Origin of the sequence: Luteibacter sp. CQ10 (genome assembly GCF_040900725.1) — a bacterium.
Classification (GTDB): domain Bacteria; phylum Pseudomonadota; class Gammaproteobacteria; order Xanthomonadales; family Rhodanobacteraceae; genus Luteibacter.
The window spans coordinates 74634-89353 of record NZ_JAEUYM010000003.1; the positions used below are offsets into that span (position 1 = coordinate 74634).

12 protein-coding genes are annotated in these 14720 nt (G+C 60.6%); 2 read left to right on the top strand and 10 right to left on the bottom strand.

Annotated features, from left to right (window positions below; genetic code table 11):
- Window positions 1-47: 47 nt before the first annotated feature.
- The gene (pilB, locus tag JNG39_RS13305; RefSeq protein ID WP_368312051.1) at window positions 48-1784 is read right to left on the bottom strand and encodes a type IV-A pilus assembly ATPase PilB; all 1737 of its coding nucleotides are present in this window, start codon (window positions 1782-1784) and stop codon (window positions 48-50) included.
- A gap of 155 nt (window positions 1785-1939) precedes the next feature.
- Here pilB and JNG39_RS13310 point away from each other — a divergent pair, with 155 nt between their 5' ends.
- Both JNG39_RS13310 and JNG39_RS13315 read left to right on the top strand, forming a co-directional pair.
- The gene (locus tag JNG39_RS13310; RefSeq protein WP_368312053.1) at window positions 1940-2794 is read left to right on the top strand and encodes a glycosyltransferase family 2 protein; all 855 of its coding nucleotides are present in this window, start codon (window positions 1940-1942) and stop codon (window positions 2792-2794) included.
- A 22-nt stretch (window positions 2795-2816) separates the two neighbouring features.
- Window positions 2817-3974: a glycosyltransferase gene (locus JNG39_RS13315; protein WP_368312054.1), complete on the top strand. Its 1158-nt coding sequence runs from the start codon at window positions 2817-2819 to the stop codon at window positions 3972-3974.
- 12 nt (window positions 3975-3986) lie between these two features.
- Here the strand turns inward: JNG39_RS13315 and JNG39_RS13320 are convergent, their stop codons facing one another.
- The 9 genes from JNG39_RS13320 to JNG39_RS13360 form a co-directional block, all read right to left on the bottom strand.
- Window positions 3987-4916, bottom strand: coding sequence for a glycosyltransferase family 2 protein (locus JNG39_RS13320; RefSeq protein WP_368312055.1), 930 nt, complete (start codon window positions 4914-4916; stop codon window positions 3987-3989).
- The gene (locus JNG39_RS13325) at window positions 4903-6057 is read right to left on the bottom strand and encodes a glycosyltransferase family 4 protein (protein WP_368312056.1); all 1155 of its coding nucleotides are present in this window, start codon (window positions 6055-6057) and stop codon (window positions 4903-4905) included. Before JNG39_RS13325 ends, JNG39_RS13320 begins: the two co-directional genes overlap by 14 nt.
- Window positions 6057-7940, bottom strand: coding sequence for an asparagine synthase (glutamine-hydrolyzing) (asnB, locus tag JNG39_RS13330; protein WP_368312058.1), 1884 nt, complete (start codon window positions 7938-7940; stop codon window positions 6057-6059). The genes JNG39_RS13325 and asnB overlap by 1 nt, the downstream gene beginning before the upstream one ends.
- A 20-nt stretch (window positions 7941-7960) precedes the next feature.
- Window positions 7961-9223, bottom strand: a complete 1263-nt coding sequence (locus tag JNG39_RS13335; RefSeq protein ID WP_368312059.1) for an oligosaccharide flippase family protein — start codon at window positions 9221-9223, stop codon at window positions 7961-7963.
- On the bottom strand, window positions 9220-9378 hold the full coding sequence (locus JNG39_RS13340) for a hypothetical protein (protein WP_368312061.1): 159 nt from the start codon (window positions 9376-9378) through the stop codon (window positions 9220-9222). The genes JNG39_RS13335 and JNG39_RS13340 overlap by 4 nt, the downstream gene beginning before the upstream one ends.
- Window positions 9379-9423: 45 nt before the next feature.
- Window positions 9424-11427 (bottom strand): tetratricopeptide repeat protein, encoded by a 2004-nt coding sequence (locus JNG39_RS13345; RefSeq protein WP_368312063.1) that lies wholly within the window; start codon window positions 11425-11427, stop codon window positions 9424-9426.
- Between the two features lie 70 nt (window positions 11428-11497).
- Complete coding sequence (locus tag JNG39_RS13350) at window positions 11498-11971, bottom strand: pilin (protein ID WP_368312064.1); 474 nt, start codon at window positions 11969-11971, stop codon at window positions 11498-11500.
- A 102-nt stretch (window positions 11972-12073) separates the two neighbouring features.
- Window positions 12074-14029, bottom strand: coding sequence for a hypothetical protein (locus JNG39_RS13355; RefSeq protein WP_368312065.1), 1956 nt, complete (start codon window positions 14027-14029; stop codon window positions 12074-12076).
- 66 nt (window positions 14030-14095) lie between these two features.
- Window positions 14096-14515 (bottom strand): pilin, encoded by a 420-nt coding sequence (locus tag JNG39_RS13360; RefSeq protein ID WP_368312067.1) that lies wholly within the window; start codon window positions 14513-14515, stop codon window positions 14096-14098.
- Window positions 14516-14720: the final 205 nt, after the last annotated feature.

A 14720-nucleotide genomic window follows, 5' to 3' on the forward strand; every position in this document is an offset into this window, starting at 1 on the left:
ATTTTTCTGCCATATGGCGCACATCCTGACGGGGCCGCGACGCAACATCAATCCTTGGTGACGCGGTTGATCTCGGCCAGGCTGGTCACACCGTTGCGGACCTTGAGCAGGGCCGAGGCGCGCAGGTCGTTGATGCCGGCCCGGCTGGCCACCTCGGCGATCTGCAGAGCGTTGCCGCCCTCCAGCACGATCTTCTGGATGTCCTCGACCATCGGCATCACCTGGTAGATGCCCACGCGGCCCTTGTAGCCCTCGTTGCAGCCGTCGCAGCCCACCGGCTCGTAGACCGTCATGCCGGCGTCGATCTCCTCCTGGGTGAAGCCCTCGGCGAGCAGGGCGGCGGGCGGCAGGTGCACCTGCCGCTTGCAGTCGTGGAGGCGGCGGGCCAGGCGCTGGGCGATGATCAGGGTGACCGACGAGGTAATGTTGTAGGGCGCGATGCCCATGTTCATCAGTCGGGCGATGGTCTGCGGCGCGTCGTTGGTGTGCAGGGTGGACAGCACCATGTGGCCGGTCTGCGCGGCCTTGATGGCGATCTCGGCGGTCTCCAGGTCGCGGATTTCGCCGACCATGATCACGTCCGGATCCTGGCGCAGGAAGGAGCGCAGGGCGGCCGCGAAGGTCATGCCGCGCTTGGTGTTCTGCTGCACCTGGTTGATGCCCTCGACGCGGATTTCCACGGGGTCTTCCACCGTGGAGATGTTGCGCCCCTCGACGTTGAGGATGTTGAGGGCGGTGTAGAGCGAGACGGTCTTGCCCGAGCCCGTGGGGCCGGTGACCAGCACCATGCCGTAGGGTTTTTCGATGGCGTCGAGGTAGAGCTTCTTCTGCTCCTCCTCGTAGCCGAGCTTGTCGATGCCCAGCTTGGCCGACGAGCCGTCGAGGATACGCAGCACGATCTTCTCGCCGAACAGCGTGGGCAAGGTGCTCACGCGGAAGTCGATGGCGCGGGTCTTGGTGAGGTTGAGCTTGATGCGGCCGTCCTGCGGCACGCGGCGCTCGGCGATGTCCAGGCCGCTCATCACCTTCAGGCGCGAGGCGATGCGCGTGCCGAGCTTGATGGGGGCGTTGGCCACGATGCGCAGGATGCCGTCCATGCGCAGGCGCACGCGGTAGACGGACTCGAACGGCTCGAAATGGATGTCGGAGGCGCCGCGCTTGATGGCGTCGACCAGGATCTTGTTGACGAACTTGACGACCGGGGCGTCGTCGTTGGCGTTGGCGTCGATGCCCGTGCTGGCGCCGCCGTCGGCATCGTCGTCGCCGCTTTCCAGCGAGAGTTCTTCCAGGCCACCGTCGTCGCCGAAGCCCGGCACGTTGCTGCTCATGGTGGACAGGGCCGAATCGATCACCCGGCGCAGCTGCGCGCGCTCCACTAGCACCGGCTCCACCATGTGGTTGGAGTGGAACTTGATCTCGTCCAGCGCGTGGGACTGCATGGGATCGGCGATGCCCACGAACAGGCGCTTGCCGCGCTTGAACAGGGGCAGCGCCTGGTGCTTGGAGATCAAGGCCTCGGTGACGAGGTCCAGCGGCATGCCGGCGGGGGCCATGGCACCGAGGTCCATCAGGGGCATGCCGAATTCGGCCGAGGCCACCTGGGAGAGGCGGCCGCTGTCCACGAGGTTGTGGTCGACCAGCCAGGCCGACAGGGACACGCGCTTCTCGGCGGCGTCCTGCACCGCCTTGCGCACGTCGGCCTCGGGCAGTACGCCCTCGGTCACCAATCGCCGTGCCATGCCCGTCAGGCCGGCGAGCATGGGTTGCTGCATGTTTGAAACCATGATGGCTTCCGTTAACCCCGAGATTCGTGCGGAAATCTACTCCAGAACGTGTGACCGGTCACGCCATGGGAGCGTGAAGGCCGCGGCAAGCCCCGTCCGATCCGGCGCGTGGGCGGCCTTTCCCTTATCATCGGCGTTCCACTGGGGAACCCCTCTTGAGCCAGATCAGCATCATCCTTCCCGCCAAGAACGAGGCCGCCGCGCTGCGCGACCTCCTGCCGCGCCTCAAGGTCGCCCAGCCCGGCGCCGAGGTGATCGTCGTCGACGACGGCTCCACCGACGGCACGCCCGCGCTGTGCGCGGAGCAGGGGGTGGTTTGTCTTTCCTCGCCCTATTCCATGGGCAACGGGGCGGCGATCAAGCGCGGGGCGCGCGCCGCCCGGGGCGAGATCCTGGTGTTCATGGACGGGGATGGCCAGCATGATCCCGCCGATATCGATCGCATGGTCGCGCGGTTGGGGCAGGGGTACGACATGGTGGTGGGGGCTCGGGACTGGGAGAGCCAGGCGGGGGTGGGGCGTGGGTTGGCCAATACGCTTTATAACTGGCTGGCTAGCCGGATGACGGGGCACGTTGTGGCGGATCTCACGTCCGGTTTCCGCGTAGTCCGGGCGAATCGCTTTCGTGAGTTCCTGCATCTGCTGCCGAACGGCTTTTCGTATCCCACCACGAGCACCATGGCTTTTTTCCGAAGTGCTTACGGCGTGGCGTATGAGCCGATCAAGGCCGCGCAGCGGGTGGGGAAGAGTCACATCAAACCACTCAAGGACGGTGTGCGTTTCCTACTGATCATCTTCAAGATCGCCACGCTCTATTCGCCGTTGAAGTTGTTTGTCCCCATCAGTGCGGTGTTCTTCCTGCTGGGCTGCACGAATTACGCTTGGACCTTCATTACCCAAGGACGCCTGACCAACGGCAGCACGCTCATGTGGAGTGCGGCGGCGATCGTGTTCCTGATCGGCCTGGTTTCCGAGCAGATCACCTCGCTCACCTATCGTCGCGATGATTGAGGCGCCTCGTCCGCGATTGGTGGTGCTGGCAACCACCTATCCGCGTTGGCAGGGCGACCACGAACCTGGTTTCGTCCATGAACTGGCGCGGCGCTTGACGGATCGCTTCGACGTGGTCGCCGTGGTGCCACATGCGCGAGGCGCCTTGCCTCGCGAAGTGCTCGATGGCGTCACAGTGGTGCGTTATCGCTATGCGCCGACATCGCTGGAAACGCTGGTGCAGGATGGCGGGATTACGACGCACCTGCGGCGATCGCCGTGGAAATGGTTGCTGGTGCCCGGCTTCTTTGCGATGCAGTGGTTGACCGCACGACGATTCGCCACGAAGGGGAGCGTGGTGCATGCGCATTGGATCGTATTGCCGGGAATCGTCGCACGGTTGCTTGGGCAGCCGTATCTCGTGACCTCGCATGGTGCCGATCTATTCGCATTAAAAGGTCGCATAGCCATGCGATTGAAACGGTGGGTATTGCGCAACGCTAGCGAAGTTACCGTGGTTAGCCGAGCGATGGTGGCCGCGACAGCATATCTTCGGAATGGGAAAGATCCTGTGGTTGCTCCCATGGGCGTCGATTTGACTGAACGCTTCACTCCTTCATCGGCAACGCCACGTGATCCCGATCAACTGCTCTATGTGGGGAGGCTGGTGGAAAAGAAAGGCGTGGACATGCTGCTCCAGGCCATGCCCAAGATCCTCATGCGGCGTCCTGGTGCGAGGCTCGCGATCGTTGGTCATGGGCCGCTAGAAGTAGCGCTGCGACAATTGGCGAAGAACCTGAGTATTGAAGATTCCGTAGACTTCGTCGGACCGGTCCCGTCTTCTGCGCTACCGGACTTTTATCGGCGAGCCTCCGTGTTCGTCGCGCCCTTCCGGGCAGCATCGTCCGGTGACCAGGAAGGACTGGGTCTCGTATTGGTCGAAGCCCTAGGTTCTGGATGTCGCGTCGTGACGACAGATGTTCCCGCCACATCCGATGTCACCGAGGGCATTTCCGGCGTATTTCGGGTCGCTGCCGGCAACGCGGATGAGATAGCTACCTCTGTGGCTGCTTTGCTGGATGATTCAACGGAAGACCGAAATTGCGTATCCAGGAGTGAACTTTTTGAGCGGTTCGACTGGAGGCGGGTCGCGGCACGTTATGCCGGTATATTGGAATCTATACGACTGAAGGGTGCCTAAGTAGGCGCCATATTATTCCACAGGCTGCTCTGCGGTTCCCCCTGCGTAAGCCGCTCCCGTAGATAGCTTGACCAGTATCGCGGCTAGAATAAAGGGCAGATATCCGCTGGATACCATTCGTTCCAAGGCAGGGGCCATTGCGATGGCCAATCGTCCGGCTGCGCTGGCGAATGGTTTTGCCAGAGGCTTGTCGTGGACATCGAGATGACCGTAGCCTAGGGCCCTATAGGCTACAGGGTGCGTCTGGCGAAAGCGGGATGCACCCAAGCGCCCGGCTTCGTGAAGCTTCCTCAATACCGTGGGTAATCGGATGACATCCCGATGAACGACTTCGGCTTTTTCAGCCCACCCGACTCGCCCCGTAGCCGCTAGACGTATGAGCAAGTCGCGATCCTCGAAGCCATATCGATTATAGCTGGCATCGAAACCCTGAATCTGGACGAACGCAGCCTTGCGTACTGCGAGGTTCTGCGAAGTGCCCATAAACGTAAGGCCGCGCGCGAATGCTTGTCGCCGCCGTGATGATGCGCTTTCCTGATAGCGCGACCAGAATGAACGGTCTGGCCCCAGTACGTCGCCGCAACTGGCAACGTATCCACTATCCAGAACAGCGAAGTGTCGTTCGATGACGTGTGGATTTTCTGGTACGCAATCGCAATCCATGAAGAAGAGGTATTCGCCTCGCGCTTCCATAGCTCCCCGGTTACGGGCCGCGGACCGCCCTCGATTTTCGCCAAGCGCGATGACGCGCACGTCGGATTTCTCCCGTAGGACTTCGAGGGCCTTCGTCTCTGCGGCGCGTGATCCGTCGTCGATCACTACGACTTCGAGTGTGAAATCGTTTGCGGATTGTGCCAACAAGGCACCGACAGCTTCGACGGCACGTGCGGCATCCTCGAACGTTGGGACGATAACGCTGACGGTTCGATCATGCCTTGCCATAGTTGGGTTCGCTGCGGGTATCGAGCAGATGTCGGAAAAGATCGAGGTATCGCATTGCAACCAGGTTCATGTCGAATTGATCTTCCACGGTCGACCGATTCGATGCGCCCATCAACGCAAGGGTTTCCGTGTCGGCGGATAACGCCTGCGAGATCGCCTGGGCGAGGGCGTCAATGTCTCCGGGTTCCACGACCCAGCCCTGACGAGAGGAAACAAATTCGTCCAATCCCCCGCAACGCGTAAGCAACATGGCCCTGCCACGTTCCATTGCCTCCAGTCCCGCGTTGGACATGCCTTCGTAGAGCGATGGCAGTAGGAAGATATCCGCGCTATCAAGCTCCGCTGCAACAGCATCGGGCGACAATTCGCCTAGCCAGGTGATCGCGTGATCGACCCCCATATCCCGCGCCATTGCTTGCAGCTTCCGCCGCTCCGGACCGTCCCCAGCGATGCGAAATTGTCCCGGTGCGAGTGAGGCGCCCAGGCGGGATAGTGCATGGATCAATACATTGAGGCCTTTTTGTGGCGCCAGTCTACCGACGGTCAGGAAAGTTGGTGGGCTAGAGGGCGATTTGCCACGCAGCGGTTTTACGGGAATTCCGTTGGGTATGCGGATGAATCGACGAGGATCGAATCCAGCGTCGGTCAGCTCATCAGTCATGGCACCGGCGATGAGATTGATGGCGTTGCATTCGCGGCGAAGCAGGCGGACGATCCGGGCAGAGCCTGGGATGCTCATCAAAGAGTGAATGTCGCCCGATCCACGAACATTTGCGGGAACGGCGACGAGGGGCTGGCGAAGCACGCCCCAGCGTTTTAACAGCGCCGTGACTGCTGCGCCTTCGTGAAGAAAACGGGTATAGACCAGATCTACGCGGTTGCGGTGCCGGATCAGGATTGATGCCAATGAAAATGCATAGGTCAGAGCCCTCAAGGTCCTGCCGAATTGTTGCCACGTGGAAATCCTGAGTACCCGAACCATCGATCCGTCGTCGAGTCGAATGCTCCCGCCCCGCATCCTTCGACCTGCAACGATGACTTCATGGCCCGCTGCCGTCCATGCGCAGACGAGCCGGTAGGCCTGCATCTCAGCACCGCCTGTTACGTACTGAGGGAGGTCGGAAACAACCAGGATGCGCATCAACGGGATATTCCATTCGCAGCCGACCACATGGATAGCATGGCGATTGGCCATAGCTCGCGGGTTGCGTCGATGCGGCCGTTTCGGTGCGAATGCCACATGTCATGAACCTGCCGTACGTCGATATTCCCGATGGCTTCCAGCCGCTTCTTTTCCAGCGCATTGTCAACCCAGGGGGCCAGTGGACCCCGCAACCAATCACGCATGGGCGGATCGAAGCCTTGTTTAGGACGGTCCATCAGGTGATCGGGAACGTATTTGCGAAGCAACTGGCGCAATATGGGTTTCTGAGGGAAATGCAGAGGTAATGCCGCATCCTGCAAGCGCCACGAAAACGCCACGACACGGTGGTCCAGGAATGGCGAGCGTGACTCCAATCCGAAGCGCATGGTGGCGCGGTCGACTTTCTGGAGAATATCGTCGGGAAGAAAATCCGATTGATCGGCAAGCATGATGCGACGGATCGGGGACAGACCACCTTTCGTCACGTTAGTTCGTTGGTCTCGCCATCCGAGGTGGGCATGGTTGCCACCGCCGATGAACGCCATCCGCATTTGTTCTAGCGAAGGAGCTGCCGCGCGTGCAGTCCATCGGGAGAAGCGCCCGACGACGCCTGAACGTTGCGAGGTGACCCTGGCCACGGTGGTGAGACCACGCCGCGCCATGGGATGCCACTTGACCACGCGTTTCCATGTGCCGACGATGGCACCGTAGCGGCCGTATCCCGCGAAAAGCTCGTCTGCACCATCTCCGGAAAGGGCTACCGTCACTTTTTTGCTCGCAAGCCTAGCCAGAAGCATGGTCGGCAACTGCGATGCATCAGCGATGGGCTCGTCGAGCAGTGAAGGCAGGGTGCTGGCGATTTCCAGCGCATCGGCGGCTGTCGCACGAAATTCAGTATGTTCGGTCCCCAAGTGCTTTGCGACGGCGCGAGCATGTATCGATTCGTCGAGCTTGGTATCGTCGAAACCTATGCTGAAGGTATGTACGCGGTTATGCGAAGATGCCTGCATCAGGGCGGCAACCAAACTGGAATCAACTCCGCCGGAAAGGAAGGCCCCGACAGGTACCTCGGCCAGAGTGCGATCCGCCACCGATCGCAGGAGAAGCGATTCGAGTTCGTCCGAGGCGTCGCTCGCTTTTATAGGTGATCTTAACCCGACGGCTGCGACGTCTTCCAGACTCCAGTAGCGACGTTGCATCCGGCTCAATGGAGGGTGCGGTGATGACTGGCGGAACTGGGCTTCGCTAAGCCGCATGAAGGCTCCTGGTGGCAGGCGATATACCCCATTTACCAGAGATTGCTCCCCGGCCACGAAACCGTGACGGAGAAACGTGTCAGTAGCCATCTCGTTCAGGGTCGGGTGCCAGCCGGGTATCGGAGCGAACGCCGTCAGCTCGGAAGCAAAGGCGAATCGTCCTTCGATCCAGCCGAAATAGAGGGGTTTTTCGCCCATGCGGTCGCGCACAAGGGTGAGGCTGCGCTCATCGTCATTCCACAGGGCGAATGCGAACATCCCATCGATCTTTTTCAGCGTTGTCTCGAGCCCCCATGTAGAAATGGCGGCGAGCAGGGTTTCCGTGTCAGATGCACCTCTCCACGCGGGAAGATCGTTTCTTTCCTTAAGGAGGCTGGAGCGTAGTTTGAGGTGGTTATAGATTTCGCCGTTATAGGTCACTACCCATGGACCGTATCGCATGGGCTGGCTGCCCGTTTCGCCACGACCGAGGATGGCGAGACGACGGTGCCCTAGGGTCACCCCTCCGGGTAGTGCGAGAATGCCCTCGCCATCGGGACCCCGATGGCGTAGTCGGTTGAGCATGCGTTCGACCGTATCCGTGCCAAAGCCGGAAGGGTCGATGAGGCCGGCGATGCCGCACATCAGTCAGATGGCTCCATGGTTCAGGGGGAGGGGTGCATGTCACGGCGAAGGCGCCATGCAATAAAGGTCCAGGTGAGTAAGGTGAGGCAGGCCTCAGTGCACACGATCATACGCGTGGCGCCCACCAAGCCGTAATGGGGCACGAAGAGCCAGGCAAACAGGCAAAGCATACCGATGCCGCACGACTCGATTGCTAAGCGAAGCCATTGTCCGTCAAGACCAAGCAGGATGTTTCCGCCTAACATGCGAAGCGCGTAGGCAGGCATAAGCCAGACGAGCATTCGCGCGGCTTGGACGGCATCGTCGAACGATGGGCCGAGAAGCCATGGAATGATGTTCGCCGCGAAATAGAGGGCTGCAGCGGCAACAGAGCTGAAAAGCAGGCTTGCAGCGAACATTGTTGTGATGAGCCTGCGTCCTGACCTTGAATCTTTATCATGGCGGAATACGCGTGGGAGTGCCGACATGGCGAGCGCGTCAACCGGAAGGGTGAATATCATGGTCAACCGGTAAGCCGATGCATATAGTCCGGCCACCGTTCCGCTCGAAAGATGAAGGACGAGGGTTTTGTCCAATGACGTAAGCGCATTGGTCACCGCCCATACCGACGAATAGCCCATCCCATCGACGAACTCCGCCCGAGTGAGGCTTTCACGTTCGCGGGGTGGGCTCAGGTTCGCGCGGGTGACGACTATCGTCGCCCATGCAGCTAAGAGCGTGGCGACTAGATGAATAAGGCTGTATGTGGTGAGCGTGGCGGCAAGCGGGACGATGAAAAATACCACTGCACCCAGCAGTCGTGAGGTGGCCGCCAGCGCAGGCAGCGCCGCGGCATAACCTGCGCGCTCGAATGCATTGAAGGCGAAAGCGCAAAACGAAACGATGGGAAAGAGCAGCGTTTCGGCGATCCCGATGGCAACTAACGCCACGATATCTGTTTGGGCGCCCATGGTGAAACTGGCTGTCGCCACGAAAAAAATGGCTATCAGGGCTCCGCTTACGATCGTCCAGCGAAGCCCTTTATGCCAATATGCTCCAAGCCGTGAGTGATCGCGTGCCACGGCACGCAGAAGTAGAAGGCCAAGGCCCAGGCCGCTGAACGCACCGAGGAACGTCGCAAGGCCGGCGATGCCGGCGAATGTGCCGTAGCCCGTTGCTCCTAGCTTGCGTGCGATGACTAGAAGCCACAGGGACTGGGCGCCCACACGGACTACCTGCCACAACAGGGCGAAGGACGTATTGAGTGCGAGACGTCCACGTGGCAGGTGGCGTAGCCATTTCACCGTTCGCGGCCCGACGGCGTCATATCTACCGACCGGTTGAGCGGCGTGATGTCAGCACCAAGCGGGACGCTGAGCTCGATCACCGGCTTGGGGCGCAGCATAGTCTCCTCGCCGATGCGGGTGCCGAAGTCTCCCGTGAGTAACACTGCTTTCATCGTTGGAATGTCCTCCCGGTCGGTCAGGCCATTATAGGCGGTCCACTACCGCCTTTCGGATGAGCCGTCGCCAGTTGTTCGTCGGGAAAGTCGGGAATCCAGTGTTGCGAGGTCGGCATCCAGGCGTCCGGCGAGGTTGAGCCGACGCAGGGCCTCGACTTCATTCCGGGCCTGGTCCGGGCGGCCGGCTGATATGAGCAGGTTGGCGTAATTGATGCGATAGGCCGGCTCATCGGGGGCCTTTTGCACTGCTTCGGCGCTCAGGGTCAGGGCGCGCTCCCTGTCGCCCAGTACGGACCATGCATACTGCGCGAAGGCGCCGACCAGCCGGGCACTCCCATTGCCGTCCCTCGAAGCGAGTTCGAAGGCGTGCGTGAGCTTGTCCGCCGGCAGCAAGCATGCTCCCGAGCGAACGCAGGCATCGAGAGCCAGAAGGGAGCTGTCGTCCTGCACGGTAGCGCGTTGCGTTGCGAGCTTGCGGTACATACTTTCCCACCAGGCGTCCTTGATGGGTGCCGACATCCTTGCATTCAGGAAGATGAGAGCCTGTTCGGGAAGGACCGACGAGCCGGGCAGGGAAGCCGAGCGCTGGAGCGCGACCCTGGCCTGTTCGACCAGGGACGATTCCGGCTTGTAATGGGATGCGATGATCAGGGCTCTTCCATATTCGTACTGTGCCCTGGGAGACGTAGGTGCGCGCTCGGCAAGTTCGGCGGCGAGGGGGAGGGCGGCTCGCCAGGCGTAGGCCGTCCGTGCCGTGAAGATGCTCCAATAGGCGACCAGGAGGCAGCCCGCGGCTACGACAGCGGCGCGCACGGGGCGCCTCGGCGAGTCGACGCCGACGAACCAGACATCACATAGCGCCATGAGCAGGCCGATGCTCGCGGGATAGTTGCGGTGCTCGTAGATCAGCTCCAGAGGGACGATCGTGGCGGTGAGCGTGTGGCATGCGAAGAACCAGAGGAGACCTAGCGCCATTAGGGGGCGTCGTCGCCGGACGGCGATCGCGAAAACCAGCGCGCCGAAGATCGTGCAGATCGAGGCGAGAGTGGTCCACGGTGTCAGCAGACCGGTGCTCTGTAGGAAGTCGTCGTGGTAGAACGAAAGTCCTTGCCTTGAAGGGACGAGGGTCCACACCACGTAATCGAGAATGACCCGGGGTTCGGATAGTAGGCGTGTCTCGAGGGTGAAGTCGCGCGTTGCCCACGCGCCCGGGGAGAGCACGCGTGGAAGGATTACGGCTAGGCCGACGAGCATCGGCAGCAGCAGCACCAAGACGAACAGCGCCACGATCCCGCGTTCGGTCTTTCCGTTGCCATTCCTGAAGCGGAAAAGGATCCATTCCATGGCGCAGGCGTATAGCGGGAGAAGGATGGCCGTTTCCTTGAACGCCACGCCGATGACCGTCGCCAGTAGGAGCACGACTGTGAGTGCAAAAGTGCCGCTTTCCCCGCGCAACTGGCGTTGGCGGAAAGTGACGTATCCGAGCAGCCCGGCGAGGACGCAGAGCTGCGCAGTCGATTCCATGCGCTGGACTACGTAGAGCACCGCGGTAAGGTTAATGGGAAGGACAAGCCAGGCTAGCGCGAGGCCGGCGGCCGCCAGCATGCGTGTCCTCGGCGGCGATAAGCGGCGGGCTATGGCGAATACGCGGAGCATCAGCGCGAAGAGCAGCCATCCGCAGGCGACATGGATGGAGAGATTAGTGGCCTTCATTGCAGGCGCGTCCAGCCCGGAGGCCAGGTAATTCAACGCGAAAGACAGGGATGCCAGGGGGCGCTTGAGTTCGCTGGAGGGGGATGAAAGTGCGGCCGCGACCAGCTCGGAAATCGAGCCGTGGGCCGGCTGGACGAGCGTATTATCGACGATATTGGGGTAGTCGTCGAAGACGAAGCCGCCGCTGAGCCCAGGGACATAGAGGGCGATCGAGATGAGCGCGAGCACTCCCAACAACGCCACGATCCAAGTTACCTGGAACCTCCTTGCCGGTTCGCACGGAGAAAAGGTGTGGCCGGGAAGGGAAGGTTGGACTGGCTTATGGGCGATCAAGGCGATTCAGGCGTTCGTATAGTGCCGGAATCCTACCACCGGGGCGGTGGTAGACCGCTCCCGGGACTCGTCACTTGCGGCAAACGGCCGGTACGAATTGCGGATCCACGCCGCCGGGTCCCACGCCGCAATCCCACTTGAAGACCTGCGCAGCCGAGTGAGTAGTGGGGGTAAGGGTGATCGATTTTCCATCGATGGCGGAAGCATCGATGTTCTGATAGACGACCCTTACGATACCGGAGCCGTCGGTATCTATGGATACCTGCTTGACATAGGTGCTCGATGCCGTCACGTACCCCGCTTCGCTATTGCCCTTGGGATACGTCCCGTTGGCCTGAAGCGATTCTGTCACGGCGAGTTTCGCCGCATCGGCGAGAATGAGGCCTTCGGCGACCTTGGCGCGTTTGATGTACGTCTGGTACTGCGGAATAGCGATGGCCGCGAGTATCGCGATGATGGCCACGACAATCATCAGCTCTATGAGTGTAAAGCCTTGGTGGCGCTGCTTCATAATTCCCCTGAATTTGGTGACGGCGGCCATCATCTAAAGCTCGTCGCCGCCGAATTCGTAAGCATTTACCGTGCCACCGCTATCCGCTCGGGACGGTAGTTTTCGGAACCGTTTTGACGTCATGCTTGCCCTGAATCAACGCCTACTTGGTTTTGCGGCGGGCCTAATCGTGCCGTCGGCCAAGGCTTTCGAAAAGATCGCGATGGCCTCAGTGAGGTCGGCGTTTCCAGGATCGCTCCTGCGTCGAAGCTCGGCCAGCACGGCTTCGCACGCTTCCCTTCTGCCTAGAGTGGCGTTGAGCTGGAAGAGCAATACGCCGATGCCGTTGTTGTGGTCGCTGTCAATCCAGGCCCTGCGGGCGTCGGCTTCGGCGAGCCACAGGTTTCCGGATATGGCATCCATTCGTGACAGGTTGAACATGGATCGCCACCGCGTCTGTTCGGTGGGAAGTGCCGAGTCGTGTTCGATCCAGTGACGGCCGGCTTCAGCCAAACGCCTTGTATCCATGCCCCCGCACTTTTTCTCCGCACGTGCCGCAAGCTCTTCCCAATATCTCATGCCATCGAGTGTGATCGGAAGTGTGTTCCGCTGCTCAAATTCCGCATATAGCGCTTCGGGGATCGGGTGTCCTCCGTCGCAGTAGGCGATAAAACGCCAAAGTGTCGCTGTCATTCCTTCCCGGGAGGGGCCAAGCTTCTCTGCAAGAGCGATATGGGTCAGTGCTGAACGCGTATCTCCTAAAGCGATGGCCCGTGCACCAAGGGTGGCTTGCAGGCGTGGAGACGTAGGATTGTAGGATGCTTGCATTTCGAAGAGCGTATCGGTGTCGGCCCAGCTGCTGGCTTGCACCCAGGTGGCGATCGCATAGATCCCCAGGGCGAGTACGGGGACAACCGTGACCGTACGCCTGAATGCAGCAGTCGAGGTCGTCCGGTGCAGCCAGAGTGCGCGCGCCGCGCCGACAACGGTGAGTAGAATACCAAGGTCAGGTAGGTAATTTCGATGCTCGAAGTAGATTTCGAGTGGAACTACGGTCGACTCAAGCAAGTGCCCGGTAAGGAAGAAACCGATGCCAAGGGTGATCAACGGATAACGCCGACGGTATGCAACGGCTAAGGCGATCATGCCGCCCCATGCCAGGATCGCCGCTGCTGTGGTCCAAGGGGTGAGCCAGCCCGTCGAAATCACATAATTGTCGTGGAAGAGACCCATGTCTTCGCCGACAGGCAGTAGTGTGGTCTTGACGTAAGACCACAATACCCGGGGTTCCGTCAGCAAGCGCTCGCCCAACGTGAACGAGCGTATACGATAGCCTCCTGTGACTAGATTCGGATGAAGAGCTAACTTGCCGACAATAACTAGGGCAGGAATGACCAGGGTTAGAACGAAGAACAACGTAACCCCTTTGGGGCGCGGGCGTGCCGCAGAGGGCGCGAAACAGACAACTTCGATAAGTAACGCCAGGGGAAAGGCCAAGATCGCGTTTTCCTTCGCGAGAGCGCCGATGCCCACGAGTAGGGGAAAGCCGATCCAAAGGGCGAGATAAGGGAGAAATCCCTTGCCGTGGTCCATTCGCTGCCGGACGGCGACGTAGGTAATCAATGACAGCAAGATGAACATTGCGCTCAGTTGCGCCATACGTTGGACAACATAGAGCACGGTGCTTACATGAAGTGGCAGGAAGAGCCACCATGCAGCGACGACCAAGGCTGCAGATGTGGCAATGCCATGCATTGCTTGCATGCAATGGAACAGTCGGCGACATAGCGCGTATACGAGCATGCCGCAGATGAGATGGATTGCCAGATTAGTGGTTTTGAACGGGGCAGGATCCATGGTGCCGCTGCGTGCGGCATCCATGAGAAACGTCAGCATCGACACCGGGCGTCCGAGCGGTCCCGAGCGATTGTCGATGGCGGAATGCCAATCGAGCCTCCCCTGCAGCCAACGCTGGATGGTGTCGAGATTTGGGGTGTCGTCGAGTAGGAAGGGGCCGTGGAGGCCGCCGGCGTAGACGACGATTGTCACGGCCATGATGACCAGGAGGGCAATGCATCGTGCTGCGCGCTTATACTCGAGGAGCGTGTTCATAGAGCCTTTTGCAGAAAAAAGAAAAAGCCCCGCTAGGCGGGGCTTTTTGTGTCTGAACCTAGTGGGTTAACCGCGGCAGTTGGCCGGGAGGAACTGCTTATCGACGTCGCCGCCGCAAACCCAGGTGATGACACCGGTGCTCGTGGTGGGAGTCAGCGTAACGGTCTTCTCGTCGACGCCCGAACCGATGTGCTGGTAGGTGACCGTGATCTTGCCGTCGCCTTCGCCAAGGGCGATGGCCGACACGTAGGTGCTGCTGGTCGCCGTATAGCCAGCGGCGCTGGCATTGGCCGGCATCGAGCCCGTGGACTGGAAGGTCTCGGCGACCGCCAGCTTGGCCGCATCGGCCAGCACGAGGCCTTCCGACACCTTGGCGCGCTTCACATAGTTCTGATACTGCGGAATGGCAATGGCCGCCAGGATGGCGATGATCGCGACCACGATCATCAGTTCGATGAGCGTGAAACCCTTCTGGATGGTCTTCATGAAGCTTCCTCGTTATTTGGTATTGGCTAACCGCATGTGTGTGATGCCCCTGAGCTGTACTGCCGGATCGCTTCCTACTGCCGGATCCGGCCCCCTCATCACGAGTACGAGGACTGACCAGGACGCTCGATCCACCAAAAGCACGGACTGTGCCATTCAGTGAAAGTCGGCCAGCCCACACGGTGGGCGAGCTGATTTTGCATGG

Bases quoted from the DNA above. Each gene is read 5' to 3' on its own strand.
- pilB (WP_368312051.1), bottom strand. From the start codon at position 1,784: ATGGTTTCAAACATGCAGCAACCCATGCTCGCCGGCCTGACGGGCATG.
- JNG39_RS13320 (WP_368312055.1), bottom strand. From the start codon at position 4,916: ATGGCAAGGCATGATCGAACCGTCAGCGTTATCGTCCCAACGTTCGAG.
- JNG39_RS13325 (WP_368312056.1), bottom strand. From the start codon at position 6,057: ATGCGCATCCTGGTTGTTTCCGACCTCCCTCAGTACGTAACAGGCGGT.
- asnB (WP_368312058.1), bottom strand. From the start codon at position 7,940: ATGTGCGGCATCGCCGGCCTCATCGACCCTTCCGGCTTTGGCACGGAT.
- JNG39_RS13340 (WP_368312061.1), bottom strand. From the start codon at position 9,378: ATGAAAGCAGTGTTACTCACGGGAGACTTCGGCACCCGCATCGGCGAG.
- JNG39_RS13350 (WP_368312064.1), bottom strand. From the start codon at position 11,971: ATGATGGCCGCCGTCACCAAATTCAGGGGAATTATGAAGCAGCGCCAC.
- JNG39_RS13355 (WP_368312065.1), bottom strand. From the start codon at position 14,029: ATGAACACGCTCCTCGAGTATAAGCGCGCAGCACGATGCATTGCCCTC.
- JNG39_RS13360 (WP_368312067.1), bottom strand. From the start codon at position 14,515: ATGAAGACCATCCAGAAGGGTTTCACGCTCATCGAACTGATGATCGTG.